Annotated in this window: 22 protein-coding genes and 3 pseudogenes; 10 read left to right on the top strand and 15 right to left on the bottom strand. The window is 72.1% G+C overall.

The genetic code is table 11. The features are described from left to right. Nucleotides 1–93 precede the first annotated feature (93 nt). The 4 genes from ACWCPN_RS13130 to ACWCPN_RS13115 all read left to right on the top strand — a co-directional run bounded on the left by ACWCPN_RS13130 (nucleotide 94) and on the right by ACWCPN_RS13115 (nucleotide 1,903). The gene (locus ACWCPN_RS13130) at nucleotides 94–456 is read left to right on the top strand and encodes a hypothetical protein (protein WP_451204915.1); all 363 of its coding nucleotides are present in this window, start codon (nucleotides 94–96) and stop codon (nucleotides 454–456) included. 3 nt (nucleotides 457–459) lie between these two features. Next, a complete protein-coding gene (locus ACWCPN_RS13125) occupies nucleotides 460–891 on the top strand; it encodes a response regulator (RefSeq protein WP_199213247.1) in 432 nt (143 codons plus the stop codon). A gap of 312 nt (nucleotides 892–1,203) precedes the next feature. Then, the gene (locus ACWCPN_RS13120; RefSeq protein WP_451205285.1) at nucleotides 1,204–1,623 is read left to right on the top strand and encodes an ATP-binding protein; all 420 of its coding nucleotides are present in this window, start codon (nucleotides 1,204–1,206) and stop codon (nucleotides 1,621–1,623) included. Between the two features lie 118 nt (nucleotides 1,624–1,741). Further along, on the top strand, nucleotides 1,742–1,903 hold the full coding sequence (locus ACWCPN_RS13115; protein ID WP_365130003.1) for a hypothetical protein: 162 nt from the start codon (nucleotides 1,742–1,744) through the stop codon (nucleotides 1,901–1,903). Nucleotides 1,904–1,994: 91 nt separating this feature from the next. Here the strand turns inward: ACWCPN_RS13115 and ACWCPN_RS13110 are convergent. Beyond that, nucleotides 1,995–2,411 (bottom strand): annotated as a pseudogene (locus ACWCPN_RS13110) (dienelactone hydrolase family protein); the annotation flags it as partial. 155 nt (nucleotides 2,412–2,566) lie between these two features. Between ACWCPN_RS13110 and ACWCPN_RS13105 the strand changes: the two are divergent. Next, nucleotides 2,567–2,666: pseudogene (locus ACWCPN_RS13105) on the top strand. Between the two features lie 110 nt (nucleotides 2,667–2,776). On the opposite strand, the gene ACWCPN_RS13100 reads toward ACWCPN_RS13105, so the two are convergent. From ACWCPN_RS13100 to ACWCPN_RS13090, 3 genes are all read right to left on the bottom strand, one after another. After that, nucleotides 2,777–3,067, bottom strand: coding sequence for a hypothetical protein (locus tag ACWCPN_RS13100; protein ID WP_451204912.1), 291 nt, complete (start codon nucleotides 3,065–3,067; stop codon nucleotides 2,777–2,779). Between the two features lie 281 nt (nucleotides 3,068–3,348). Continuing rightward, nucleotides 3,349–5,022, bottom strand: coding sequence for a phosphorylase family protein (locus ACWCPN_RS13095; RefSeq protein WP_451204910.1), 1,674 nt, complete (start codon nucleotides 5,020–5,022; stop codon nucleotides 3,349–3,351). Nucleotides 5,023–5,054: 32 nt separating this feature from the next. After that, on the bottom strand, nucleotides 5,055–5,756 hold the full coding sequence (locus tag ACWCPN_RS13090; protein WP_451204908.1) for an NPCBM/NEW2 domain-containing protein: 702 nt from the start codon (nucleotides 5,754–5,756) through the stop codon (nucleotides 5,055–5,057). Nucleotides 5,757–6,258: 502 nt separating this feature from the next. Here ACWCPN_RS13090 and ACWCPN_RS13085 point away from each other — a divergent pair. Further along, nucleotides 6,259–7,284, top strand: a complete 1,026-nt coding sequence (locus ACWCPN_RS13085) for a SecDF P1 head subdomain-containing protein (protein WP_451204906.1) — start codon at nucleotides 6,259–6,261, stop codon at nucleotides 7,282–7,284. 76 nt (nucleotides 7,285–7,360) lie between these two features. Here the strand turns inward: ACWCPN_RS13085 and ACWCPN_RS13080 are convergent, their stop codons facing one another. The 8 genes and pseudogenes from ACWCPN_RS13080 to ACWCPN_RS13045 all read right to left on the bottom strand — a co-directional run bounded on the left by ACWCPN_RS13080 (nucleotide 7,361) and on the right by ACWCPN_RS13045 (nucleotide 16,891). Next, nucleotides 7,361–10,114: an alkaline phosphatase family protein gene (locus ACWCPN_RS13080; RefSeq protein ID WP_451204904.1), complete on the bottom strand. Its 2,754-nt coding sequence runs from the start codon at nucleotides 10,112–10,114 to the stop codon at nucleotides 7,361–7,363. A gap of 4 nt (nucleotides 10,115–10,118) precedes the next feature. Continuing rightward, complete coding sequence (locus tag ACWCPN_RS13075; protein ID WP_451204902.1) at nucleotides 10,119–11,474, bottom strand: ABC transporter permease; 1,356 nt, start codon at nucleotides 11,472–11,474, stop codon at nucleotides 10,119–10,121. After that, nucleotides 11,471–12,418 carry an ABC transporter ATP-binding protein gene (locus ACWCPN_RS13070; protein ID WP_451204900.1) on the bottom strand — a complete coding sequence of 316 codons (948 nt, stop codon included), beginning with the start codon at nucleotides 12,416–12,418 and terminating at the stop codon, nucleotides 11,471–11,473. Before ACWCPN_RS13070 ends, ACWCPN_RS13075 begins: the two co-directional genes overlap by 4 nt. A gap of 178 nt (nucleotides 12,419–12,596) precedes the next feature. Beyond that, nucleotides 12,597–13,514, bottom strand: a complete 918-nt coding sequence (locus tag ACWCPN_RS13065; protein WP_451204898.1) for an aminoglycoside phosphotransferase family protein — start codon at nucleotides 13,512–13,514, stop codon at nucleotides 12,597–12,599. Between the two features lie 114 nt (nucleotides 13,515–13,628). Then, nucleotides 13,629–13,961: a hypothetical protein gene (locus ACWCPN_RS13060; RefSeq protein WP_451204896.1), complete on the bottom strand. Its 333-nt coding sequence runs from the start codon at nucleotides 13,959–13,961 to the stop codon at nucleotides 13,629–13,631. A 164-nt stretch (nucleotides 13,962–14,125) separates the two neighbouring features. Then, a pseudogene (locus ACWCPN_RS13055) lies at nucleotides 14,126–14,254 on the bottom strand (IS5/IS1182 family transposase); the annotation flags it as partial. Between the two features lie 336 nt (nucleotides 14,255–14,590). Further along, the gene (locus ACWCPN_RS13050; protein WP_451204894.1) at nucleotides 14,591–15,352 is read right to left on the bottom strand and encodes an isocitrate lyase/PEP mutase family protein; all 762 of its coding nucleotides are present in this window, start codon (nucleotides 15,350–15,352) and stop codon (nucleotides 14,591–14,593) included. 1,239 nt (nucleotides 15,353–16,591) lie between these two features. Next, a complete protein-coding gene (locus tag ACWCPN_RS13045; protein ID WP_451204892.1) occupies nucleotides 16,592–16,891 on the bottom strand; it encodes a hypothetical protein in 300 nt (99 codons plus the stop codon). A gap of 238 nt (nucleotides 16,892–17,129) precedes the next feature. On the opposite strand from ACWCPN_RS13045, the gene ACWCPN_RS13040 reads away from it, so the two are divergent. Next, a complete protein-coding gene (locus tag ACWCPN_RS13040) occupies nucleotides 17,130–19,292 on the top strand; it encodes a SpoIIE family protein phosphatase (protein ID WP_451204890.1) in 2,163 nt (720 codons plus the stop codon). A 97-nt stretch (nucleotides 19,293–19,389) separates the two neighbouring features. Here ACWCPN_RS13040 and ACWCPN_RS13035 read toward each other — a convergent pair whose 3' ends face one another. After that, nucleotides 19,390–20,574 carry a type III polyketide synthase gene (locus ACWCPN_RS13035; RefSeq protein WP_451204888.1) on the bottom strand — a complete coding sequence of 395 codons (1,185 nt, stop codon included), beginning with the start codon at nucleotides 20,572–20,574 and terminating at the stop codon, nucleotides 19,390–19,392. A gap of 829 nt (nucleotides 20,575–21,403) precedes the next feature. Between ACWCPN_RS13035 and ACWCPN_RS13030 the strand changes: the two genes are divergently transcribed. Continuing rightward, on the top strand, nucleotides 21,404–22,054 hold the full coding sequence (locus tag ACWCPN_RS13030) for a hypothetical protein (protein ID WP_451204886.1): 651 nt from the start codon (nucleotides 21,404–21,406) through the stop codon (nucleotides 22,052–22,054). Between the two features lie 25 nt (nucleotides 22,055–22,079). On the opposite strand, the gene ACWCPN_RS13025 is transcribed toward ACWCPN_RS13030, so the two are convergent. Continuing rightward, nucleotides 22,080–22,283, bottom strand: a complete 204-nt coding sequence (locus tag ACWCPN_RS13025; protein WP_451204884.1) for a hypothetical protein — start codon at nucleotides 22,281–22,283, stop codon at nucleotides 22,080–22,082. A 47-nt stretch (nucleotides 22,284–22,330) separates the two neighbouring features. Here ACWCPN_RS13025 and ACWCPN_RS13020 point away from each other — a divergent pair, with 47 nt between their 5' ends. Continuing rightward, complete coding sequence (locus ACWCPN_RS13020; RefSeq protein WP_451204882.1) at nucleotides 22,331–23,020, top strand: ArsR/SmtB family transcription factor; 690 nt, start codon at nucleotides 22,331–22,333, stop codon at nucleotides 23,018–23,020. Between the two features lie 163 nt (nucleotides 23,021–23,183). Beyond that, a complete protein-coding gene (locus tag ACWCPN_RS13015) occupies nucleotides 23,184–24,452 on the top strand; it encodes an MFS transporter (RefSeq protein WP_451204880.1) in 1,269 nt (422 codons plus the stop codon). Nucleotides 24,453–24,539: 87 nt separating this feature from the next. Here ACWCPN_RS13015 and ACWCPN_RS13010 read toward each other — a convergent pair whose 3' ends face one another. Next, nucleotides 24,540–25,175 carry a TetR/AcrR family transcriptional regulator gene (locus tag ACWCPN_RS13010; RefSeq protein ID WP_451204878.1) on the bottom strand — a complete coding sequence of 212 codons (636 nt, stop codon included), beginning with the start codon at nucleotides 25,173–25,175 and terminating at the stop codon, nucleotides 24,540–24,542. Between the last annotated feature and the right edge of the window lie 68 nt (nucleotides 25,176–25,243).

Raw genomic sequence — 25,243 nt, 5'->3', positions numbered from 1 at the left:
GTGGGCCGCTGTTGCCATGTGGCAACCTCACTGTACCCACGGCTCGACAACGCATGTTGTCCCTGTCGGGAACATCACCGTAGAGTGGGCGTCATGCCTGGTCCCGCATCCACTCCGCCTTTGTCCGGGGAGACGGCCGCGCTGGTGACCCAGGTGGTGGACGAGCTCACCCGGCGCCTCGCCCGGGACGTCCCCCACCCGCCCGCAGAGCTCGTGAACGCGGCCGGTGACGCCCGTCGCCACGCCCTCGCGCGCCTGCGTGTGCTGCGCGACGTCGAGCAGGCCGTCAGACGGCTGGAGGACCAGGCGGCGCATGCGGCGGCGGCGAGCGGGGCGGGCTACCCCGAGATCGGCCATGCCATGAGCATGAGCCGGCAGGGGGCCCGCCGCCGCTGGCCCGGTCTCATCACCAACAGCACATCCACCCCGCCCCCTCCCGAACCCCGGAGCTTGTGACACATGGCTGCCGCCGCCACCCGCCCCTACGACGTCCTGCTGGTCGAAGACGACGTCGCCGACGCCATGCTCATCCAGGACGCCCTCGCCGAGCGAGGTACGCGCAACCTGACCCAGGTCTCCGACGGTATGGCGGCCCTGGAATACCTGCGCGACCCGGACAACGAGCGTCCGGACCTCATCGTGCTGGACCTCAATATGCCCCGGATGAACGGCCGCGAATTCCTCGCCGTGGTGAAGGAGGACGCGGACCTGCGGACCATTCCGGTGGTCGTGCTGACCACGTCCGCGGCCCCCGACGACGTCACCGGCGCCTACCATCACCATGCCAACGCCTATGTGACCAAGCCGGTCAATCTCGAGGAGTTCGAGGCGGCGGTCCGCAGCATCGACACCTTCTACCTCGACATCACCGTCAAGCCGCCCAGGGACTAGCCCTCCCGGCAGCCCTTCCCTCCGCCGTGCGCCCACCTCTGCGCACGGCCTTCGACATGTCCGGAGCAGCCATTTTCCGATATACGGAAAATGGCTGCTCCGGAAGTGGACGCCTGGTGCCGGGCATCGCCGAAGTGAGGCGACGGCCACAGCGGACGGCGAAACCCTCATGAGAATGACGGCAGTGGGTAAGCGGTAGTGCACGACGAAAAGATCACTCGGTCAAAAGGCAAGGACACACCCCCCACAGGAATACTCATGGTCATCCCGCTTAGGAATCAGGCGCCGGATGGACGAGAACCGGTAGGGCCCCTGCGATTCAGCACCGTCTGGAACCAGGAACAGCCACCGATAGCCGACGCTCGTCAAGCCGTGCGCACGCTGCTCGCCCAGGCAGGACACTCTCCGGAACACCGGGCGTGCCAGGACGCCCAGCTCGTGGTCAGCGAGCTCGTCACCAACGCGCACCGCCATGCGCCCGGCCCCGGTGGGCTGGAGCTGGAGGTCTCACCCGACGCCGCCCTGCTGCGGATCACCGTCCGCGACAGCTCGCCCCTGCGTCCCGAACTGCGAGAGCATGACGCCCGCCGCATCGGCGGCCATGGCCTCCGCCTGGTGACCAGGCTGTGTGCGCAGCTGCACACCGTGGCTCTGGAGACCGGCAAACAGGTGGTGGCCCATCTCCATCTGCACGGATCCTCGCCGGATCGGACACAGCCGGATCCCGGCTAGCCGCCCGCGCGGCTCACCGGCACCTTCCTCGCTTCACCGAGGGTGAATGGCCGGTGACCGGGTAGCCGCTCTCCACGGGGCCCCGCCGAAGCCGGGCACCCACGGCGAGAGGAGTGACATGCCAGGCGTGATCCAGCGACTCAAGCAGTTCGCGCAGAGCCCGCAGGGCCGGCGCACCATCGAACAGGCCCGCCGCACCGCGGCCGACCCACGCCGCCGTGCCCAGGCCCAGCGCCTGTTCGACAAACTGCGCACCCGCCGGTCGACACCGGGAGTCTGATCCGAGCTCCTTTCACGACATGCCGGCCCGACGCGACCGATCGCTCGGCCGGGGAACGCGAACGGCCGGGTCCCGGCTCCGAGCCGGGGCCTCATCGGCCGCCCAGGGTGCGCCCGAGGAGGGGCAGCAGCCGGTCCCAGTGGCGCCGCAGACCCCCGGGATCGAAGGCGTCGGTGTCGGACATCGTGAAGCCGTGCGCCGTTCCCGGGTAGATCTCGGAGGTGTGGTCGACACCCGCGGCGTCCAGGGCCTGGTTGAGTTCACCGAGGGCCTGCGGCGTCATGTCGGTTTCGGCATGGCCGAGATGGACCTGCGCGGTGACCGTGGACAGGAGGCTGCGCAGGGCATCGGGGCCGTCGGCGCCCACGGGCCCGTGGAAACCGGCGACGGCCGCGACCCGGCCGGGGTGGGCCGCGGCGGTGCGCATCGCCAGGAGGCCGCCGATGCAGTAGCCGGTCACCGCGACCGGGCCGGTGCCGACTTCGGGCCGGGTGGTGAGGAACTCGATGCGGTGCCAGCCGATTCGGCTGTGGACGGCCGTGTTCGCCGGCGGACGGCCGGGCTCGTACGGGCCGCCGTCAGGGATGCGTCAGGTCCGTGTCAGGGGCTGCCGCCAGTCTTGTTCCTGTGAACGGCACGGGGACGACCCCCGGCCGGACGCAGGGAGAGGTGCCCGGAGTGGTTGATCGGGGACCAGCGAGCTCGCCTCACGGTCGGGCCTCCTCGGAGGTCCACGCAGGTTCGAATCCTGCCCTCTCCGCCACCGCGGCCGTTCGGGGAAGGCCTGCCGTCCACTCGGCGGGCTCCCCGGCGCCGGCGGGCACGCCCGGCCGCCGCCGGTCGCGGGCCAGGGTCCGCATGACGTCCGCCCCGTCAGGACGGCTGCTGCACTGCAGCAGCACCGATTCCCAGCCGGGCATCGCCGCGTCGCCCCCGGAGCCGCCTGAGCCGCCAGAACTGCCTTTCTCCGAAGCCGAGTTCACGAGGGCGCTGAGGACCACGAACGGCAGGATGCACCAGCCACCCGTCCAGGCTGAACCCCCGCCCCACCGGCAGCAGTCCCGGCAGCGAACCGACCACCCACGACACCTTGATCACCAGGTACGGCACCAGGGCCGCCGCCCCGTACGCCGCCGCGCGCCCGATCCGGTCCCAACGCCCCACGGTCTCTCCCTCCGCCGGGCACCATCGTCCGGCGCCCGCGGACCCCTTCGCATCAGCCCGCGGGAGCACCCCGCTCCCCCGTTGGTCGAACCCGCCTCTCCGCCCTGCGGACCACACCGTCTCCGAGCCACGCCGTCACGCCGTCACGCCGTCACGGCGTCACGGCGTCACGGCGTCACGGCGTCACGGCGTCACGCCGTCACGGCGTCACGCCGTCACGGCGTCACGGCGTCACGGCGTCACGGCGTCACGGCCCGAGTCTCCGATGACCCCGCCGAGTGTCAGTCGCTCCACTGCCAGACCCGTACGAGGCCCTCGTCGCCGACGGCGGCCAGCAGGTCACCGCCCTGGTGGGCGGCGAAGTCGTCGTAGCGGCCCTCCTGTTCGAGGTGGCGGATCTCGGGGCGGTCGGTGACCTGGCAGAGGCGCCCGCGTCGCAGCCACAGCACGCGGCCGCTGTCCGTACAGAGCAGGCGCATGCCCTTGGCGTCGAGCCCGTCCCAGCTCTCCTGCGCGGAGAACGGACGGCGCAGCACGATCGAGTCGTCCGCGACCCGGCGCACGAGCAGTTCGCGGAAACTGGCGCACGCCACGTGCGTGCCGAGCGGGGAGACGGCCAGCCAGCAGCCCGGACGCAGGATCTCCAGCCGGTTGCGGACGGCCCATTCGGCCACTGGCTGACCGTGCCGGTGCACGAAGACCCGGTTGGTGGTGGCGAGGGCCACCACCGAGCCGTCCGTGCTCACACCGGAGGCGGCCAGACCGGAGGGACACGGAATCTCCCGGAGCACCTCGCCTCCGTCGAGACCGCGCAGGGCCACGCGCCGCCGGTCGTGGGTGGCGATCACCTCGCCGCCGCCCGACACGGCGAACTCCTCCGCACCGAGCGGCACCGAGCACTGGCGGTACTCGCCCGACGTCCCGGCGAAGTGCAGTAGATCGAGAGTGCGCGGACGGGCCAGGGCGACGCTGTGCCGGGACGGGGAGACGACCGCCTGGTGGCCGAACCCGAGATCCCGTCCGCCGGGTGCTCCGGGCAACCGATCACCGGAGTCCAGGTCCCAGCGGTGCACGGCCCCGTCCCCGGTCACCGCGACCACGGTGTGCCCGGGGCCGAAGCCGATCGTGGACTGACCCGTCGGCGGGAGGTGACCGAGCCGCAGGTCCGTCACCCGTCGGCCCAGGCCGTCCTCCCGGGGCTGCGGCCGCGGCAGACGGCTGAGCAGCTCGAAGGTGAACGCGGCGGCGTGCCGGGAGGCGGCCGGCTGCCAGACGCGGTCGTTGTGGTCGCCCTTGTCCGACAGCCGGTCCGAGATGCCGCGCACCACGAGCGCCTGCAGACCGGCGTTGACGTAGGCGGCCTGGAGGAAGCCGTGTCCCTCCATCTCCACCGCGACCGCGTCACCGCAGTGCTCCGCGAGCAGCCGAGCGGTGGCGGATCGCTCGTGTGCGACGACCTTGGAGCCCGCCGCGAGGGGCTTGACCAGGACGCTCGGTTCGCCCTCGGGCGGTGCGGCCGTGATCCGCCTGCGCCAGTCCTGTCCGCGAGCCACCGCCTGGGCCCGCTGCACGAGGGCGAACGCGGACAGATGGGTCGCAGTCCGGGTCCGGAACCCGCTCTCCGTGTCCTTTCCGCGCTCGTAGTCGTAGATGTGACGCGCGGCGACGACGTCGCCGAGCTCCACATCCTTCAGACCACCGGCGACACCGACGAAGAACACGTACCGCGGCCGGAATTCCGTGACCGCCCGCTGGCACAGCGCGGCGGCGGCGGCGTTGCCCTCGCCCGTCTCCAGGCAGGCCACCCGCCACCGCGCGTGCCGGCCGGTGAAGGTCCCCACTTCGAACAGGGCGCCGGAGGCGTCGTGTTCCTCGAAGGGACCGGCCAAGTGTTCCCGTACCGCCTGGAACTCCACGCCGAGCGCGGTCAGCACCACGACGTCCGCCTGAGGCATGGCCCCTCCTTCCCGAGGAGTCGCGGCAGGGGTCAGGACAGGGTCGCGTCGCCCAGACCGCCGTAGAAGTACGTGCTGGCCTCGTCGCCGGACTTCGTCATGACACACGTGATCCTGATCTGGTCCTGGCCGGAGATGTCCAGCGACAGCTCGTCGATCTCGCTGGACTTCACGGTCACCTCGTCGCCGATGGGGTTGCCGGCCGCGTTGGCCACCTTGATGGTGCCGACGGAGCCGATCGCGTTGTGCGAGTCGGCCAGGATCCCGACCTTGGCCTGCAGCTTTCGATATCCGCTGGTGCTGTACACGACGCTGTTGCCGGCGCTGTCGCAGGCCAGCCGGATGCTCTTGGCGTAGTGCCGGCCGCGGATGGTGATGGGCGTCGGGCTCACGTCTCCCGCGTGGTCGACGAAATCGAGGTCGGCCAGGTAGACCCGCGAGGCCGCGTTGACCGTGGTGGGGTCGCCCGAGGACGGCGCGTCGCTGCCGGACGGGTCACCGGGGCTGTCGTCGCCCGTACTAGGAGCCGGCCGGGGTGACGCCGTCACCGTGGCCGTCGCCGTGGCGGTCACGGTCACCTCCGGGCGCGGGTCGCCCGTCAGGACCACGGTCTGCCGGCCGCCGAAGAAGCCCGCGGCCATCGTCGCGGCGCACACCGCGAGGACCTCCAGCCACCTCGGGACGATGCCCCAGCGACGCCGCCTCGTGTGCCGTTCCTGCTTTTCCAGATCCATTGCCCGTCCCTCACCTGTGCTTGCGGCAGCCCGGCGTGCCGCATCCACGCCGTCCCGCGGGGCTCGGCTCGCACGCGGAGGAAGTGGATGAGGACACGTGGGTGTGGCTTTCGGGTGGGCATGCGCGTGAGGGACCGCTGCGTCGGTCCTGACGACTGGTCACATCGCCCTCGGCCCTGGCCTCTCTTACCTCTCCCCCGTGCCGGCCAGGTCTCTCCCCCAGGCAGTCGCTGCCCGCCCCCCTTGGGCCGCGACCACACTAGACATGCCTGTACAAGCCACACACGGGAGTTCGGGGCACAGGCGTCACGCGCGGAAGCGCAATCGGGCTGGGGGCGCGCACACCGGAGTGCGTTCATCAGCACGCTCCCCCGGCGCACACCCGTACAGGCGCTCGACTCGGCGGTGTGCACAACCGAAGCCGAACGAAGGCAAGAGACGAAAAGCGATCACACTCCGGCAACGAGTACGCGCCCCCTGCCCCTCTTGTCACCATCCCTGCATGCCTAGCTCTCGTGTCCGGCCTCTGGCCGTGCTCTCCCTCGCCACCGCGCTGGCCCTGTCCGCCTGTTCCGGCCCGGCGGCCCCCTCGAAGAAGGTCACCGGTGCCGGGGCCGCCGCCTCCCGCGCCGGCGGTGCTGAGTCACCGGCGACATCAGGGGGCGGACGGTCGTCCGTCACCTTCCGGGGCACCTCCGCGCTGAGCACCGGCGTGCTGCGCGACACCGCCGAGCGCATGCGGCAGCGGGCCACGGCCCAGGGGCTCACCGGCGTACGGATCGACACGCGGTCGGACTCCGTCGTGGTCACCGGGCCGGCCGCCGAGACGGACCGCATGCGGGCGCTCGGGAGCACGGGACTGCTCCACTTCCGGCCGGTGCTGGCCATGGAGGGCCCGGGCGGCCCGCAGCCGGCGGACACCCCGCGGCCACAGCAGGGGCGCGCGGCCACCGAAGGGCTCCGGGCGGACCCCACGGCGTCGCCGTCCGCCGGCGTGGTGCCGGGCACCGACGCGTCGGGCGCACTCGACGCAGCGCTTCGGCGCCGGTTCACCGCCCTGGACTGTTCCCGCCCGGGGCAGCGGCCCGACGCGGCGGACGGAGGGGCGCCGCGGGATCCGGTCGTCGCCTGCGCCGCCGCCGGCGACACCACCGCCCGGGGAACCAAGTACGCGCTGGCACCGGCCGCTCTGGACGGCGCCGACGTCGACGCGGCCAAGGCGGTGCGCGACACGCAGACGGGGAGCTGGCAGGTACGGCTGAGCTTCACCGTGAAGGGCGCCGCGAAGCTCGCAGATCTCACCGGCCGGCTGGCGCCGGCCCAGGCACCGCGGAACGAGTTCGCCGTCGTCCTGGACGGCGCGGTGCTGACCGCGCCCTCGGTCGGTCAGCGGCTGACCGGTGGCGAGGCCGTCATCTCGGGCTCCTTCGACCGGCGGTCCGCCGCGCAGCTCGCCGCGCTCGTCTCGTCGGGTGCGCTGCCGGCCCCGCTGAGTGTCGCCGAGGTGACCACCGTCCCCGCGGCCTGAACGTACGGCGGTCAGGACGAAGGGGCCCCCGCCCGGTGGTGACTCCGGACGGGGACCCCTTCGCGCGGTGCGCGCGTCAGCCGTCGGACTCCGGCGACGGGATGTAGGCGCCCGGCACGTCGTCCGGCTCGAAGAGCCTGGTCTCGCCGGGGTACGGCTTCTGCCAGTTGTGCGTCTCGTACCAGGTGAAGTGGTTCATCTGCGCGGGATTGGCGTAGTCGGGCACCGCGTCGGGGCCGGTGAGGCGCTGCTTCGACTTCCAGCGGTCCCACTTCGCGGCGAGTGGCTGCTTGTCCGCGGGGACCTTCGCCGACGGCGCGGGCGCCGCGGCGGGGTCCTGCGGTGCAGGCGTGTCCACGCCGCAGGCGGGCGGGGTCTTCAGTCCGCCGGTCAGGGAGGTCCGGTTGGGCAGCGCGGTGAACGGCGTGAGGTCCGGCTTCCCGGTGAAGGCCGCCCGCATCGGGGTGGCCGCGCTGTCCTTCTGGTTCATCGGATGGATCCCGAGGATCTGCTCGATCGTCCGGATCACCGTGATCTGGGAGTAGTAACGGCTGTCGACGGTGCCGTGCCGGGCCCAGGGACTGATGATCTGGACCGGGGCGCGATGGCCGTCGACGTGGTCGAGGCCGGCCTGGGAGTCGTCCTCGACGATGAAGACGGCCGAGTCCTTCCAGTACCGGCTGTGCGAGATCTCGTCGACGATCCGCCCGGTGGCGAGGTCGTTGTCGGCGACCTGGGCGGCCGCGTTCGCCGGGCCGCCGGTGTGGTCGCTGGAGAGCCAGAACATGTTGAGGTTCGCCGGGCCGTTGTTCTCGAAGTCACGCTTCCAGATCTGCTGCCGGTAGATGTCCGGGACGCTGGTGTCGAACTTCGCGAAGCCGTGCACGGACACGTCGTTGAGCGACGGGATCGGTGAGGACGAGTCCAGGGTGTACGCGGTGTCCTGGCCGGTCGAGTCCATGTTCCCGGCGTCGCAGTACAGGTTCTGCCAGCTCGCGTCCGCGGGCTTCGACAGGAACTGCTGGAACTCGCCGAAGTTCCGTACGGTCTTCCCCGCCGCCTGGGCGCCGGACCAGATGAACCCGGTTCGCTGGTGGCCGAGAGCGTCGTCCTCGGTGTCGTAACTGCGCTTGTACTCACCGGCGGAGGACTCCGTGTACTCCGGATTGTCCGCCTGCATCAGCCAGTTGTGGCCTTCGGCGGAGTTCGTGCCGATGTCGTAGGTGTTGTCGTACAGCCCGAACTGCTCGGCCAGCGCGTGCTGGTTCGGGGTCACGTTCTCGCCGAACTGCGCCAGCGACGGTTCGCCGTTGCCCCGCGGGACGTCGCCGAAGAGCTGGTCGTAGGTCCGGTTCTCCTTGACTATCAGGAACACGTGCTTGATCGTCGACGGGTCGCCGAGCCGCCGCGGGACGGGCACCGGCTTCGCGTGGCCCTTGCCCTCGGCGAACTTCACCGAGCCCCGGCTCCAGCCGTTCTGCCGGAAGACCTTGGGGGTCTGGGACCGGATGACACTGTCGTCGGGCAGCTCGAACCGCGTCAGGCTCGACGTCGTGTCGTGGGTGGCGTGCCCGGCGGCACCGGTGGGACGGCGGGCGTCGACACCGCGCGTGTTGGAGACCAGCACCTGGCCGCCGACGGCGGCGATCTCCGCGGGGAAGTAGTCCGTCGGGAGCAGGCCGACATAACTGACCGGCTCCTGGGGGGTGGTGTACCGGTAGACGGCGACCGCGTTGGCGCGGCCCAGGGTCACCAGCAGACGGCCGTCGTCGGTGAGCGTCACCGCGTCGGGCTCGTAGCCCACCGAGGCCTCGGGCCAGGGCTGGGTCGCGATGGTCTGTACGACCTTGTCGCGGCGGGTGTCGATGACCGACACGTCGTTGGTGGCGGTGTTGGTGACGAACAGCGCCCCGCGCTTGGCGTACAGGGCGGTCGGGTGCAGTCCGACGTCGATGCTCGTGGGGGCGGCGTCCGGGTGTGCCAGGTCGATGACGCCGACCGTGCCGGTGGTGGTGGCACCCGTCCTGGGGTCGGCCGGCACCTGCGTGTCGTAGGAGTTGAGCGTGGTGTCGCCGGGCCTGGCGGGGCGCCCGCCCTCGTTGCTCACGTAGAGCTTGTCACCGACCCGGACCAGGTCGCGCGGGGCGTTGCCGACGGCCCAGCTCCGGAGGACGGCCCCGGTCGCCGCGTCGAGGGCGACGACCCGGTTCTGGCCGTTGACGGCGGAGTACACGGTGGAGCCGTCGGACGAGAACACCGCCTCGCCCACCAGTGCGTGCCTGGTTCCGTCCGCCGGGATCCTCACGGTCTTCGGGTCGGTGACGCCGCCGTCCGGATTCACGGTGAACCTGGTGTAGCCGTCGGTCTGGCCGAGCCACAGCTGCGAGCCGTCGGGCGAGTAGGTGGGGCCTTCCTGGCCCACCTCGTTGCTGCCGAGTCGCGGGCTGGACGAGGCGGCGGTGCCGACGAGTTGCTGCACCGTCCAGTTCTTCAGGTCCACGACCGACAGTGCGGCACCGCCGTCGGTCATGGAGGCGGCGAGGTGGGTGCCGTCGGGGCTCACCGAGGACGACATGATCTTGCCGTTGTCGATGACGAGGCGTTCGCCGTACGGCGCGATGTACTGATCGCTGGAGACGACCTGGCCGCGGTCGGTGATCTGGCCGACCTGGTCGGTGCCGAACTGGTGCGTCTGGGCGAAGGCGGTGCCCGCGGCGGTGACGGCGACAGCGGTGATGCCGGCGGTCAGCAGGGTCCGGCGGCCGACGCGTCTGCCGAGGAGAGCGACACCGGTCTTCCGGACACGCCTGCGGTGGCGTGTTACCTGCATGGGTTCATCCCTTCGAGGTGGACAACAGATCGACGTTGCCGTCGAACTGCCAGAGCGGGTTCGGTGCGTCCCCGGTCGGGGTGCGCACCAGGAAGTAGCCGTTCACCTCCTTCGGTCCGTCGCCGTCGGCGACGAACCGCCCGTCCGCGGTGACGTCGAGCTGGTAGACGGCCGAGCCGGTGGCCTCGACGCCGGGCAGATGCCACGAGACGACACAGCGCCAGTCGTTGCCCGGCCCCGCGGCGGCGACCCTGTCGCTGCCCTTGTCGCATGTGGCGGCGGCCCTCAGCCGCGCCTCGGTGACGTCGGGGCGGTGCAGTCGCTCGGTCTGCAGGCGGTAGAGGTGGGCGAACTCCGTGGCGAGGGAGCGCTGCACCTCGTCCTGCTCGATCCCGGAGCCGGTGGCCGAGGTCGTCGTGGCGACGACCAGCACCGTCGCCGCGGCCAGCCCGGCCAGCGGCAGCACCCCGGCGGTCACGGCGCGGCGTCCCGAGCCGTCGTAGGCGGCGTTGGTGAAGTCGCGGCGTACGAATAGCAGGTGGGCCAGCGTCGTCGCGACCACGGCCCAGGCGAGGCTGACCGCGATCCCGATCAGCAGCGGCTGGAGCTGCGCCGGGGCGGTGAACAGGCCGTTCCAGGCGATGAAGGCGTAGCCGGGCAGGGAGAGGCGCACGGCGACGGGCAGGGGCAGCATCTGGGCGAGCTGCATGGCGAGCGCGAACAGCGCGGGCAGCAGCAGTCCCATGGGTGACCGGCCCAGCGTGACGGAGCCGAGCAGTCCGATCGCGGCGAGGGCCAGCGTCGGGGCCAGCACGCAGATCCAGGCGAGCAGGACCCGGCCGGCGGCGTCCGCCGGTGTCAGCAGGTGCCCGTCGAGGCCGGTCAGCGGACGGTTGCCGACGGCCACGGCTCCGCCGGCCGCGCTGGAGCAGGCCAGACCGGCCACCAGCAGCAGGATGACGGTGAGGGCGGCCAGTGCCTTCGCGGCGAAGATCCGTCGCGGGGACCGGACCGCCACCAGCAGGTGGCGCCAGGTGCCCAGGCGGTCCTCGGCGGCGAACACGTCCCCGGCCACCACCGAGGTCAGCAGGGGCAGCGCCCAGGCGCCCGCGAATCCGAGCACCACCAGCGGGCCGGCCCAGCCGGTGGCGTGCATCCAGCGGCCGAAGAGGGTGTCCACGGGGAGCGTGCTCTGCCGGCTCACCGCCGTCACGAAGAGCGCGGGCGTGATCCAGCAGCCGAGGACCAGCAGGCGCATCCGCCACTGCGAGACCAGTTTGACCAGTTCGAACCGGTAACCGCGCAGCAGCGGGACGGGACTGGGCCGGACATCGTCGCCAGGCGTGAGAGTCGCGGTCATCGGGCCGGCTCCTCCGGGTGCTGCTCGGTCAGGTCGAGGAAGGCGGCTTCGAGCGGCGACACCACGGGGGTGAGCTCGCGGGGCGCGATGCCCGCGTGGACGAGCCCCGTCACGAGTTCGTCGAGGTCGGGCACCCGCGCGCGTACGACGAGGACTTCGGCGCCGTACCGCGTGGCGGCGTCGCCAGCGACGTGGATCCCCCGCGTGCCGGCGGCCAGGCGGCGGGCGGCCTCGGGATCCGAGGTCACCAGGCGGTAGTCGAGTGCGCGCTTCTCCGCGGCCAGCTTGTCCAGCGGGCCGGAGAAGACGACCCGTCCGGTGGCGATGATCGTCACCTCGGAGCACAGCGCTTCGAGGTCGTCCATGCGGTGGCTCGAGAGGACGACGCTGGTTCCGTCCGCCGCGAGCCGGGTGAGGACGCCGTGCACGTGCCGCTTGCCGGCCGGGTCCAGGCCGTTGGCGGGTTCGTCGAGCACGAGCAGCCGGGGCCGCGTGAGCAGGGCGGCGGCGAGGCCGAGCCGCTGGCGCATGCCGAGGGAGAACCCGCGTACGCGGTCGTCGGCGACGTCGGTGAGTCCGACCTGGTCGAGTGCGTCGTCGATCCCCGCCGTCCGTGCGCCGTCGCCGCGGAGGGCGGCCAGCGCGGCGAGGTTCTGGCGGGCGGTGAGCCAGGGGTAGAGGCCGGGCCCGTCCACGAAGCCGGCGACCCCGTCGGGGGCGGTGAGTGCCCGGCCGACCGGCGTGCCGAGAATCTCCAGGCGGCCGCGGTCGGCGGTGGCCAGCCCCAGCAGGAGGCCGAGCAGTGTCGTCTTGCCGGCGCCGTTCGGTCCGGCCAGGCCATGGATCTGGCCCTGCGTCACATCCAGGTCGACGCCGTCGAGTGCGACCACCTCGCCGAAACACTTGGTGATCCCGCGCGCCCGGACTGCGAGGAGTGCGTCCATGAGTCCCTTCTTCCGCAACGCTCAGGGACCCTACGGACGGCACACGGCTTCGACGGGGTCGGCCGGTTGAACGTCCAGGAAACGAGTTGTCAAAGCATGGACAAGATCGGGGGTACGAACCGGCCTGTACGCGACCAGACTTGGGCAGGGCGAAGTGCGGTCCTGCCGGGAGGTCCGATCACCGGTGGACCGTCGCGGTGAGACGTTCGAGCGCGGCGTGTGCGGGCGGGCCCCAGGTCGGCTTGCCTCCGGGACGGCCGTGGACACCGGCGTGTCCGATGTGGAGGCCGGCCAGGGCGCGCAGCACCGCCCAGCCACGGGCGCGGCGCAGGGTCGCGGTGTCCGGACCCGGCCGGTAGGTCTCGTGGAACAGGTCGGCGGCGCCGTCCGGCAGCAGGTTCCAGGCGGCGGCCAGGTCGCAGGCCGGGTCGCCCGCGAAGAGGTCGCCGAAGTCGATCACTCCGGTGAAGTTCCCGTGCGTGGTCAGGATGTTGGCCGGGTGCAGGTCGCCGTGGAGCCACAGGCGCGGGCCGGTCCACTCGGGCGCCGCGGCGGCGTCCTCCCACACCGCGCGGACGGCTGCCGGGTCGTGGATCAGCCCCAGTTCGGTGGCCGACTCGAGTGCTCGGGTGAAGTGTCCGGCGGTGTCGGCCAGCGGGCCGCCCCGGTCCCGGCCCGCCGGCGCGTGGTCCGGGGCGGGGCGGTGGAGAGCGGTCAGGAAGCCGGCCAGGGTGACGGCCGCCCCCGCGGGCCGCGTCGCGGGGGCGCGGTCGGCGGGCTCGCCCGGTACCCAGGTGGTGACGAGCCAGGGCCGCGGGAAGCGTGCGGTGGGCTCACCGAGGCGCTGCGGGACGGGAACCGGGAGAGGGAGGTGCGGGGCCAGGACGGGCAGCCAGGCGTGCTCCTTGCGCAGCAGCGCGTCCGCGGACCGCGTCGCCCAGGGCACCCGGACGGCGAGCTCGTCACCGAGCCGCCACACCTGGTTGTCCCAGCCGAGCGCCCCCAGCTTCAGGGGCCGGTCCGCCAGGTCGGGGTGCTGCTCGCGCAGCAGTTCCCGGACCAGGTCCTCTGTGATGTCGGTGCCGGTGGCTGTCATGCGGGACAAGATAGTTGGGCAGCGGGCCGCCCGGTCTGCGGGCGGACCCGTGTCCGGGGCTCAGGCGGCCGCCGTACCGCGGAACGGGCCTCTCGCCGAGGCCGCCGGCCGCCGTCACCGCTGCTTGCCGAGCTCCCGGTATCGCCGCTCGACGTCGGCCAGGAACCAGTCCGGCACTTCACCTGCCGCCCGCAGATGCTCGCGCTCGTCGGCGGAGAGCGTCTGCGCCGCCTCGTCCACGGCCACCGCGTAGTCGGTCAGTTGGGCCGAGGTGCGCTCGCGCCGGAGATCGCCCCCGAACGTGGCGCGGGAGGTCCGGCCGCTGAGGAGCAGGGTGAACCACCCGAAGAACCGTAGTCCGCTGGATCTTCTGCGGAGCTCCTCACGGACGATGAGCCAGCACAGGCGCTCGTCGGTCACGTTCGGGATCGATCGTGGCGATGTCATGCGGGTCCCCTCCCACGTGGCTGATCAGAGGATCAGCGGGCGCAGGAGGGTACCCCGAAAGCGCACCCCGGAGGCACCGCCGCGGTGAGCGCACCCGAACGGTCCTTCGCCCAGCTGGAGGAGCGGCTGCTGAAACGCCTCGGAGTCGCCACGCGCATCGACGCCCGACCCCTGCGAACCGGGTCGGCGCCCTCGCGCTTGAGCGCGGTGATCAGCTCCCCGAATTGCCTGGGGCTCAGCCCGCTGAACGGGGCTGTCCACGGGGGATCCGATGCCGTGATGACGCCAACCATTCCAAGATCATCGCAAGCGGCCGGGCGTGCCTCTCCCGGTTCAGTACGATTCAAGGGCAGGAAGGTTCGCGGTCGTGTGCGCTTCCGCAATGTTGAACACGCCGGCGCAGGCCGGGCTTCTGCACGGCCAAAGACGTATCTGATCCCCTCGGCGAGCCGCTGCTGCCCGTCCCGGCTGGCTGCGGCGTGTCTCCCACCGGTTGGACGCTAGCCAGGGCCCCCGTGCGTCTGCTGTCGGGGCAGCGTGACTTTTCTGCCACCGCAGCTCAGGGCTCCAGGACCTTTCCGCTTGGACTGCTTCGTCCCGAAGCAACTTGGGCGAGGGCTCCGCCTCATTCAAGGGCGCCATGGCCCGAGCATGTCCTTCATCACGTCCGCCAAGGCGACTTGCAGCAGTGGGCCGTTGGTGATGCGTCCGACGCCGAGGCGGCGGAAGCGGTCGAGGTCGTGCTTTCCGGGATGGGCGGTGGAGTTCACAGGAACGGCGACGGCGCCGATCACCGCCGCGAGCAGTTCATCGTCGTCCTGGATACCCACTGGGTACACACTGTCGGCGCCTGCCTGCTCCAGTGCCCGCAATCGCTCGATCGCCTCGTCGAGGACAGCGGAGGCGTCCGCGGCGTGTTTGAAGAGGTCGGTGCGTCCGTTGACCCACACCGGGATCCCTTTGTCGTCTGCCGCCGCACGCAGACCGGCAACATAGTCCGCGTGCTCCTGCGTGCTGCGCACACGTCCACCCTCCGAGTGGACGGTGTCCTCGATGTTGAGGCCGGCGCCGCCGGCCTCGGTGAGGCCGGTGATCAGTTCCGCGGGCGTCTGTCCGTACCCAGACTCCAGGTCGACGGAAACTGGAATATCGACCGCCGCGATGATCGGCCGAACAGCGGCGAGTACCTCCTCGAACGTCTGCCCCTCCTGGTCGGCCGCTCCCCGAGAGTCGGCGAGCGGATGGCTGCCGATCGTCAGCGCGGGGAATCCGGCGGCGGCCGCCGCCCGTGCGGACCAGACGTCCCACACGGTCGGAAGCACGAGCGGCTTGTACTCGGCGTGCAGCCGCCCGAGGCGCTGAGCGCGCTCAACAGTGGTACGGACATCCATGATGTGCTCCTTGAATGAGCGAGACCCCGCCGATGCGGTGCTGGGTGGGCCAGGAGGAGGTCGGCCCCCTTAGACCTGCCCCCTCATGGCAGGTAACGGTGTCTGCCACGCAGGTGTACCCGAGGAGAACGGGGCGCCGTGTTCGCTGCCTCGGGCGCCGGCTGGTGTCACGCCCGACCTCATCGTTCCGTACCATCACCGCAAGCTGTACCACGCACGTATGGCCCCGCTGCTCGTGGACGGCCGTCCCACCGCTGAGGACCTGATCCAGGACGTGTTCACGGCCACGTCCGCCGTAACGCGCAACACTTACGGCCTGACGGATCCCAAGGCGTATCTACGCACCAGCGTCAGGCGCACAAGTGACACAACACCGCCGCGCAATGCGGTGTTGTGCCGACGGTGCCCCGGGGATTGGCCCGGGGCACCTAAACCGCTGCGACAGCCGCTTCTCCTTTGCCGCAGCGGTCTCCTCCGCATCCGAGGCTGCCGGAACGCCCGAGGGCGACGGAGTGGGACCAGCGTGGACCGTGAAGTGCGCATGACGTGCCCCTTCGGCACAGGCGTCACCGCCATGTAAGAAGACCGCACGCCAAGGGCTGCCGTACTGGAACGTGTCCCTGCCGTCCGGGGACACGCCGCCGCTGACTGCCATGTGGCGAAGGTCGTCGCAGACCCTCAGCCAAGTGGGGGCAGCGCCATACCGCGGCTACGGCGTGTGGCCGCCTCAGCGACCGCCTCCGCCCTGGTCCGGGATCGTGAGGCTTGGTGTTCGTGGACGGCGGACGGATTCGCGCCATGGCCACGACCGACGTGCCCTCCGGCACGTGCACCTCGACGGCCTCGGTCAGCTCCGCTGCAGGATCCACAAGCATCCGGTGGTCCACCGGGTCAGAATGACACGTGAGGACGTCGTATGGCCTCGAATGCCGCCTTGCGATACGGAGTTTGCCACGGCCTGTTCCCGACCGGGCAGCCCTCGCGGGAATCATGTACGTGCTGCGGACCGGTGTCGCCTGGCGCGACGTCCCTGCGGGGAGGCAATCGGCTGCTCCGGGGTGACCGCGTGAAGCCGACTGCGGGACTGGACCGAGGCTGGCATCTGGCCGAGGCTGCATGCCGCCCGGTTGTCCGAGGTACGTCGGGCGGACCTGCTGGACTCGGACGACTGTGCAGTGGCTCGACGCCGTGACGCCGGCCTCCGTCGCGGACGCGGGACCCCCGCCGCCCCCGTTCCGGTCACTTCCCGTCGGCGGGGAACTGTGCCAGCTGGTCCTTGACCCACGGGTCGTAGATCGCGAGCCGGCGGGCGGCCTCGGGATCGAACCGCGCCAGCTGGCCCGCGACCCAGGGGTCGATGTGCGGGTGGCCGGCGGACGGCCGCGCCGGGGGATGATCGGCGGCCACCGTCCGGGCCGAAACAGGCGGGGCCTGCGGTGTCGAGGTCGCGCTCGCGGGCCCGCCCAGGGCGACGAGTGCGCCCACGGCGGCCACGGCGGAAACGCCCGTGGCGGTACGGAGCCGTATCGGCTTGCTCACGGTCTGTCCTCCAGCATCCTGTAGCGGCGGATCCCTGAATCGGAATCAGTGACTCCGGTTGGTTTGATTACCCAGCCCCACCGCCGCCACACACCTCGGCACCGGCACCGACCGATCTGATGTGGGCGAAGCGACTCCCGGTGTTATTCAATGAGGTGTGCGATCAGGGATCTCGGGGCCCGTCGCACGGGTCCGCGTACGGCCCCGGCGCCGCGCCGGGGATTGCTGAGAGAGCCGCATGGACTCCACACCGTCCTCTTCGTCCTCTTCGCCGTTCGAACTGGTAAGCAGCGCTCTTGGGCGCTACATCCCGCGCGGCGGACGTGCGGCGCCGACCGGCCCTTCCGACGCGCCGGGTGACCGCGCCATCGGTCCGCGCGTGCCCGAGGACGCGGCGGACGGTCCGCAGGACCAGATCCTCGGCGCGATCAACCTGGACCGGGACCTGAGAATCAGCCGCTGCAACCTGGACGCCCCCGTCTTCGCGGGCCTGGACGCCGTGGCCGGGAGTCCCTTCGTCGACCTCCTGCCCGCCGGAGACGTACCCACGGTGAAACGCCGGTTGCGCCAGGTACTTGAGACCGGCGAGGCGCACGTCGCGCGGATCCAGCGCCTGCGGCGCCGCGACGGGTCGGAGCTGGTGGTCTCACTGAGCATCCTGCCCGCCGCGGTGCCGCAGGAAGGCCTGACCGTCTCCGTGATCGCCATGGCCACGAGGCTGCACCTGTACGCCGCGGAGACCGCCATCGGCACCTCGCTGGACATCGGAGAGACCGCGCAGTCACTGGCGGAGTCCCTGCTGGCCTGGGGAGACGTGGCCGCCGTCGACCTCGACTTCGCCGTGTGGACGGGCGAGGGGGTCAGCGAGCAGGCGCGGGGACGCATCCGGCTTCGGCGGGCGGCCCTGGTGCCGGACCGGGCCTGGCCCGAGGGCTATGTGACCCCGGGCAACGATCTTCCCAGCGACGCGAGCCGCCTGCTGGCGCAGGCGGTGCGGCGTGACGACGCCCCGCAGGCCATCGTCATACCCGACCGGGAGGCGGTCGAGCGGGTGCTCGGCACTCCGCGGGTGATGCGTGCCCTGGTGCCCGGTGACCGGTCGGCGGGTGTGGCGTGCATACCTCTGGTCCTGGACGGCGCGCCGCCCGTCGTGCTGGGCGTGGCGGAGGTCTGGCGGCGGGCTGACTGCCCCTTCCGCGACAGCGAGCTGTTCGACCTGCAGGAACTGGTGGCCAGGACCGCGCACCACGTCGACCTGGCCCGTCAGCACCAGCGCGAGCACACACAGGTACTGGCGTTGCAGCGCCGGCTGCTGCCCCGGACCGGTGGCGACACCGTCGAGATCGCCAGCGTCTACCAGCCCGCCACCCCCGACAGCGCGGGCGTCGGCGGCGACTGGGTCAACAGCTTCCCGCTGCCGGACGGCCGTACCGCGCTGGTCGTCGGTGACGTCGTCGGGCACGGCCTGGGAGCCGCGGCGACCATGGGCCAGCTGAGCATGGAGGCCCGGGCCCTGCTGTCCGCGGGTCTGGCGCCGGACGAGGTGCTGGAGCACCTGGACGAGACCGTCACCATGCTGGACGACTCGGAGGCCGGGCTGGCGGCCGGCTACAGCGCCCTCGGCTCGACCTGCTGCATCGCCCTCTACGACCCGGTCAGTCATCACGTGGCGCTGTCCAGCGCGGGGCATCTTCCCCCGATCCTGGTGTCTCCGGACGGGCACGCGGGTCCGCTCGCGGTCCGCCCTCACCCCGGGCTGGGCGCCGAGTTCGCGCTGCGGGAGCCCTTCCAGGTGCACACGTTCGAGGCGCCCCCGGGCTCCTTGCTCGCCCTGTACACCGACGGCCTGGTGGAGGATCCGGCCGTGTCGATCGACGAGGGCATCGGCAGACTGGCGGACGCCGTGTCCGCGGTGCATCCCTGGGACACCCTGCAGCAGGCCGCGCGACGTGTCGTCGCCACGCTGGCGCCCGCGCGTCAGCGCGACGACGTGACCCTGCTGATCGCGCGCATGATCGGCTACCGCAAGGAGGACACCGCGACCTGGCGGCTGCCCGCCCGCTACGACGCGCCCGCCCGGGCCCGCGCGCTGGTCTCCGCGCTGCTGCGGCAGTGGCACACCCGGGACAGCACGCGGGACAACGTGCTGCTGCTGGTCAGCGAGCTGGTGACGAACGCGGTGCGCTTCGCCACCGGTCCTGTCACGGTGCGGCTGATCAGGGCCGGTCACGGTCTGCTGTGCGAGGTGGGCGACACGGGCAACGGCAGGCCCCGGCTGGGCGGGGGCGGTCCGCTCGACGACGGCGGTCGTGGCCTGCACGTCGTGCACGGGCTCACCAGCCGGTGGGGGGTGCGGTGGACGGACACCGGCAAGGTGATCTGGGCGGAGGTCGCGCGGTGAGGCGCGCCCGCCGCACGCACCCGGCGCCACAGTACGGACGGCCAGTGGGCTCCGGCGGGTCGTCCGGCACAGCCGGCCGTGCCTCCGCGGGTTCCGGCTACAGCCACTCCCCCGCCAGGGCGGTGGCGGTCAGCCCCGGAGCCGCCGCGTACAGGACGGCGCGGCCGCCCGGCTTCTGCCCGGCGTCGTGCGCCCGCCGCATGATGTCGAACACGGCCGCGCCGCCGCGGTTTCCGCTGGTGTAGCTCTGCCGGCTGTAGTCCAGGAGCCCCGACGGCCAGGTGTCCGGCATCGTCTGCTCCATGTACTCCAGCACCCGGGTCCCGCCGGGGTGCGCGAGCAGTACGTCCGGGTGCCAGGAGTCGGGGTCGTCCTGGTACCGGGTGCGCAGCCACTCCCACATCGCGGTGACGGTCTCCTGCACGGCGCGCGGACCACGCCGGTCCATCACGAAGTGGGTGCCGTCCGCCCGCGTCTCCAGGCGGTGCAGGTCCTGGGTACCGGGCAGGGTGTGGTGCCAGGCGCCGTCGAGCCGCAGCACCGACTCGCGCCGCGGGCGGCCCGTGACGACCGTGGCGACGGCGGTGTCCGCGAACAGCAGCCGGACGATCAGGGACTCCAGGGTGTCGTCCGCGGGCTGGTAGGTCGTGCTCAGCGCCTCCGCGATCACGACCAGGACCACCCGGTCGGGGTCCGCGGCGACGAGCTCCGCCGCCAGCGCCAGGGAGCGGGTCCCCGCGACACAGGCCCACTGCGTGGCCGGGAGCAGCATCGTGTCGGAGCGCAGCGCGAGCTTGTTGGCCAGGGCGACGTCCAGGCCCGGCAGCGCCGGGGTGGTGGAGTGACTGGTTATCAGGCAGTCGACGTCGGCGACGTCCAGCCCGGCGATCTGCAGGGCGCCGCGCGCCGCGCGCTCGCCGTACGCCTGCACGGCCTCCCAGGCCGGTGCGGTGCGCTCCTGGACGGTCTGGGGCGCGGGTACCGACTCGAGGGCGGCGATCACACGCTCCACGTCCTGCTCGGTGAACCCGTCGCGCGCGAGCGCCTCTTGGGCCCGTCCGACGCCCATGTCCCGCAGGCCACCGCCGCTGCCCGGCGCTACGGCGGTCTCCAGCGGCAGCATCCATCCGCGGCTCTCGATGCCCGTGCTGGCCGCGATGCCGTCGATCCGCGGCGCCCACACCGCATCCGGGTGCCGGTCGCGCACCTCCGCCACGATCTGGCTGGTCTTCACCGCGTGCTGGCCGTGTATGACGGCAGGCGGGCAGAGGTAAGCGGCCATGATGGCACCTTTCCAGGGGGGATACAGGAGGAACGTCGCGAGTGGTATGCCAGGCGCCACATCGGAACTTCACGCCCAAGGCAATGCCGGTCGGCTCCACTTCGGAAGCCGGTAGCCGCTTCGAGGATGGACGCTAAAGGGACATTTGCGCTGTGATACACACAACTTGGGCGGCATTTTGGGTGCGTGACACGGCACACACCGGCGAGGGACTGCGGCCCTGGGGGGACACGCTTCGAGCTTGACTTGCCGTCAACCGAGGAAGCGGCGGAGCCCGCCTACGGCGCTCGGAAGCGGGCGGGCCACCGGGCAGGCCGCGACCCTGCGGCCGGTCCGCTGCGCGCCGGTCGAGTGAGCGGGGTCACTCGCCGGGTCGGGCCCGACGGCGGTGACCGAGCCGCCCGCGCGAGCGGCGTGCCGGGCGGCTCGGTCTTCGCTCTCCGGCGCCGAGGTCGAGCACGCGGGGCCGGGCGCTGGATCGAGCGCCCAACGCGGGGCGGCGTGCGCGGTCCGGGCGGTGCCGGGCCCACGCGGCGGCGGTGGGCGCCAACGCGCCGACGCGCGGCAGCTGTTGACCGTCGTTCACGTGGTCACGCGGTCACGTGAACGGTGCCGCCGGCGGTCTGCCATCGCGCCTCACCACTCCGGCCACGGCATCTCCAGGCCGGTAGGACCCGTCCGGCGAGGCCCGCGGGCGGCCGGGGTGTCGGTAGGACCACCCCTCCTCCGGGGTCCACGCCCAGCGACGAGGAGCGGTCCGCGCGGCAGCATTCACCTCACCGGCAACCAACCGACGAGGGCCCCGTCACACGGGCCCAGGGGGACATTCATGAACGACATCGACGCCAGGCGCCTGACGGGCCTCGCGGGTATCGCCACCGCGGCCGCTCTCATCGTCGAAGTACCGCTGTACTTCATCTACTCCGGCCCGCCACCGGACTCGAACGTCCTGGCCAGGCTGCTGGTCGGAATCCTCGGACTGGGGTTCCTGATCGTGTTCGTCACCGCCTTCCGTGAGCTCGTCAGGAGGACGGACCCCGCCTGCGAATGGGTCGGCACGACGGCCTTCGCTACCGGACTGGTCTACGCGACGATCACCCTGGTCTCCAGCGGGCTGGAAGCAGGCGCGGTCATCGCCACCGACCATCCGATCGACCCGACCATCACGGTCGAGGGCACCTACGTCCTGTACGGGTCGATCGGCCGCCTCATGCTCGCGCTCTTCCTGACCGCCGTGGGCTACGCGATCTCCCGGACGAACCTGCTGCCGCGGTGGACCGGCCGCTCCGCGTTCGTGCTGGCAGCGGTCAACCTGGCCTTCGTGCCGTCCCTGTTCTTCGGCAACACCCCCGCGCACTTCTACGCGGCGAACGGCTGGGGCACCACCGCCCTGATGGGCGCGATCCTCAGCTACTGGATACTCGCCCTGGGCATCTCCACCTACCGCAGCGCGGCGCGGCGGACGCCGACGTCCCGCTGATCCCGGAGGGGAGGAGCTCGTCGATTCAGGCGCGGGCCGGAGCGGGACCTCCGGTCGGGGTGACGCCGTACGCCTGCCCGTCGGCGGGCCGGTGGCCGGCCGTCACCGGGCCGGTCGGCCGGCCGCCGCCGGCCGGCTCTCGCACCTTCTCGACGCCCTCGGCTCCGCGCTCGGCGACCCACGTCGGTGGTGCCGAGCGTGCGGCCGGGGCAGCGGGGCGTGTGGTCAACCTCCCGGTATGCACCTACAGTCCTCCATGGATTCATGGAGGATGCCATGCGGGAGCACACGCCGAACGGGATGACGAGCGCGGCCAAGGCGCGGCTGTACGACGCGTTCGCGGTCAGCGGCAAGGCGCTGGCCAGCGGAAGGCGTCTGGAGCTGCTGGACCTGCTGGCCCAGGGCGAGCGCACGGTCGACGCGCTCGCGAAGGCGGCGGGGCTGAACCTGACCACCGCCTCGGCGCATCTGCAGACCCTGAAGCAGGCCGGTTTCGTCGCCACCCGCCGTGAAGGGGTGCGCATCCACTACCGGCTCGCCGGCGAGGACGTGGCACGGCTCTTCGCGCTGCTGCGCAAGGTCGCCGAGGCCCACCAGGCAGCGGTGCCCGCCGCCCGTGACGCCTATCTCGGCGAGGACGCCGCCGTCGAACTCAGCCGTGAGGAACTGCGGGCCCGAATCGCTGCCGGGGACGTCGTCGTGCTCGACGTGCGGCCGGTCGAGGAGTACCGGGCCGGGCACATCCCCCGCGCCGTCTCCATCCCGGTCCAGGAACTGGCCGAGCGGATCGGCGAACTGCCCGAGGACAAGGAGATCGTGGTCTACTGCCGTGGCGAGTACTGCGTCCTGGCCTACGACGCGGTGCGGATGCTGAGCGGCCACGGGCGCCGCGCGATCCGCCTCGACGACGGCATGCTGGAGTGGCGCCTGTCGGAGCTGCCCGTCGACGCCACGGCCCCGGCGTGACCGGCCCCGACAGCGGCCTCGCACCGGCCACCTCGCCCGCACCTCCGACGAGGGCCGGCGCACCATCACCCCGAGCCGTCCGGCCGACCGCCTCCCGCCGGACCGGCGCACCGATCCCGGGCCGGTGCGCCGCCGCGCCCGCGCCCCTGCCCCGGAAGAGAAGATGACCAGCACCGGACCCGCCGCCACGACCGTCCACATATCCACCCCCGAGCAGGCACAGCGCCGCGTCCTGCGCGTCCTGGTCGCCTCCCAGGTCCTCAGCGGCGCGGGTCTCGCCGCCGGGGTCACGGTCGGCGCCCTGCTCGCCCAGGACATGCTCGGCTCCGCCGGCCTCGCCGGGCTGCCCAGCGCGCTGATCACCGGCGGATCCGCCCTGGCCGCCGTCGCCGTGGGCCGCGTCTCCCAGGCCCGGGGGCGGCGGACCGGTCTCGCCACCGGCTATCTCACCGGCGCGATCGGCTCGGCCGGCGTCATCACCGCCGCCGTCCTGAGCAACCCGGTCCTGCTGTTCATCGCCCTGTTCGTCTACGGCGCCGGCACCGCCACCAACCTCCAGGCCCGCTACGCGGGAGCCGACCTCGCCGCACCCGGCCACCGCGCACGGGCCGTCTCCACCGTCCTGGTCGCCACCACGTTCGGCGGTGTCGCCGGACCCAACCTCGCCGCGCCGACCGGCACCTTCGCCGAGCACCTCGGCATCCCGAACCTCGCCGGGCCGTTCATCCTCTCCGGCACCGCCTACGCCCTGGCCGCGCTCGTCCTCGCCCTCCGTCTGCGCCCCGATCCCCTGCTCATGGCCCGCGCCCTCGCCGAGGCCGAGGACGCCGGCACCACCACGCGCCCGGCCGCCGACGTCACCGCCGTCACCGGGGTCGAGAGCCGTGGAGGTGTGGTCCTCGGCGCGCTGGTCATGATCCTCACCCAGCTCGTCATGGTCGCGATCATGACGATGACGCCGGTGCACATGCACGACCACGGCCACGGCACGGCCGCCTCCGGCCTCGTGATCGCGGTCCACATCGGCGCCATGTACCTCCCCTCCCCTGTCACCGGCCGGCTCGTCGACCGCTACGGCCGCATGACGATCGCCGCCGCCTCCGGAATCACGCTGCTGGCCGCCGGCGTCCTCGCCGCCACCGCCCCCGGTGACTCCGTCGCCCTCCTCGCCCTCGCCCTGGCTCTGCTGGGCCTGGGCTGGAACCTCGGCCTGGTCTCCGGCACCGCGATCATCACCGACACCGTGCCGCCGGCCACACGTGCCAGGACCCAGGGCCTGGTCGACGTCTCCATCGCCGTCGCGGGCGCCACCGGCGGACTGGCCTCCGGCGTCATGGTCGACGCCACCAGCTATCCCGCCCTCGCCCTCACCGGCGGCGTCCTCTCCCTCGCCCTGCTGCCCGCCACAGCCGCCACGGCGTACCGCCGCTGATCCGTCCGACAGGGGCGCCGCCGTCCGGCAAGCCGAGGTTGGCGGCCGCCCCCGGCCAGGGCCGGGGCGAGCACCGGTGAGCCGCGATCAGTACGCCGCCGCCTCGCTGACGGCGTCCCCGCCCGGAGGTCCCTCGTGCCACCCGGGCTCCAGGCTGTCGAGGAGGGCGTGGAACGCCTGGTCGGCGCGGTCCCAGTGACCGTCCGCCAGCGGGGCCAGCAACAGGCCGAAGGAGGCGTCGGTGAGGAGGGTGGCCTGGGTGCGGGCCCGGTCCTCCGTCAGCCCCAGGTCCTGGAAGACGGACGTCAGCAGGTCGGTCCACGAGCCGAGGACGTCGCGCATGACGGAGCCGTAGCGGTCGGGGTGCAGGAGACCGGCACTCATGATCTCGAGATAGAGAGGGAGTGCGGCGCGTACGCCGGGGTCCTTGAACTGCCGCCACAGCTCGCTCATGAAGCGGCGCAGGGACGTGGGGTCGGTGGGCGGGCCGACCGACTCCAGCAGTTCGCGGGCGCGCAGGAGAGGACGGCTCTCATACTCGGCGAGAGCCTCGGCGACCATCCGTTCCTTGGTGCCGAAGTAGTAGAGGAGCATGCGGTCACTGGTGCCGAGCGCCTGGGCCAGCGGTCGCAGGGAAAGGTTCGCGAGACCGTTGCGCAGCAGGTAGTCGCGGACCTGGTCGAGGAGCTCACGTCGTTTGGCCGTGTCCGGTGGGCGGGGCATGGCGGCTCCTGGGTACGGGGCGATCCCACGCCTGTCCTATATGAGATCTTTTGTATAGGTCTTTACTG

The sequence above is a fragment of the Streptomyces sp. NPDC002386 genome, from assembly GCF_053593175.1.
This window is presented reverse-complemented; position numbering and strand designations above follow the sequence as displayed.

Excerpts from the sequence above, each read along its gene's own strand:
- ACWCPN_RS13095 (WP_451204910.1), bottom strand. The coding sequence starts at position 5,022 with ATGCCTCAGGCGGACGTCGTGGTGCTGACCGCGCTCGGCGTGGAGTTC.
- ACWCPN_RS13070 (WP_451204900.1), bottom strand. The coding sequence starts at position 12,418 with ATGGACGCACTCCTCGCAGTCCGGGCGCGCGGGATCACCAAGTGTTTC.
- ACWCPN_RS13125 (WP_199213247.1), top strand. The coding sequence starts at position 460 with ATGGCTGCCGCCGCCACCCGCCCCTACGACGTCCTGCTGGTCGAAGAC.
- ACWCPN_RS13080 (WP_451204904.1), bottom strand. The coding sequence starts at position 10,114 with ATGCAGGTAACACGCCACCGCAGGCGTGTCCGGAAGACCGGTGTCGCT.
- ACWCPN_RS13030 (WP_451204886.1), top strand. The coding sequence starts at position 21,404 with ATGAACGACATCGACGCCAGGCGCCTGACGGGCCTCGCGGGTATCGCC.
- ACWCPN_RS13065 (WP_451204898.1), bottom strand. The coding sequence starts at position 13,514 with ATGACAGCCACCGGCACCGACATCACAGAGGACCTGGTCCGGGAACTG.
- ACWCPN_RS13060 (WP_451204896.1), bottom strand. The coding sequence starts at position 13,961 with ATGACATCGCCACGATCGATCCCGAACGTGACCGACGAGCGCCTGTGC.
- ACWCPN_RS13090 (WP_451204908.1), bottom strand. The coding sequence starts at position 5,756 with ATGGATCTGGAAAAGCAGGAACGGCACACGAGGCGGCGTCGCTGGGGC.
- ACWCPN_RS13130 (WP_451204915.1), top strand. The coding sequence starts at position 94 with ATGCCTGGTCCCGCATCCACTCCGCCTTTGTCCGGGGAGACGGCCGCG.
- ACWCPN_RS13085 (WP_451204906.1), top strand. The coding sequence starts at position 6,259 with ATGCCTAGCTCTCGTGTCCGGCCTCTGGCCGTGCTCTCCCTCGCCACC.
- ACWCPN_RS13050 (WP_451204894.1), bottom strand. The coding sequence starts at position 15,352 with ATGGATGTCCGTACCACTGTTGAGCGCGCTCAGCGCCTCGGGCGGCTG.
- ACWCPN_RS13015 (WP_451204880.1), top strand. The coding sequence starts at position 23,184 with ATGACCAGCACCGGACCCGCCGCCACGACCGTCCACATATCCACCCCC.
- ACWCPN_RS13075 (WP_451204902.1), bottom strand. The coding sequence starts at position 11,474 with ATGACCGCGACTCTCACGCCTGGCGACGATGTCCGGCCCAGTCCCGTC.
- ACWCPN_RS13020 (WP_451204882.1), top strand. The coding sequence starts at position 22,331 with ATGCGGGAGCACACGCCGAACGGGATGACGAGCGCGGCCAAGGCGCGG.
- ACWCPN_RS13010 (WP_451204878.1), bottom strand. The coding sequence starts at position 25,175 with ATGCCCCGCCCACCGGACACGGCCAAACGACGTGAGCTCCTCGACCAG.
- ACWCPN_RS13115 (WP_365130003.1), top strand. The coding sequence starts at position 1,742 with ATGCCAGGCGTGATCCAGCGACTCAAGCAGTTCGCGCAGAGCCCGCAG.
- ACWCPN_RS13035 (WP_451204888.1), bottom strand. The coding sequence starts at position 20,574 with ATGGCCGCTTACCTCTGCCCGCCTGCCGTCATACACGGCCAGCACGCG.
- ACWCPN_RS13040 (WP_451204890.1), top strand. The coding sequence starts at position 17,130 with ATGGACTCCACACCGTCCTCTTCGTCCTCTTCGCCGTTCGAACTGGTA.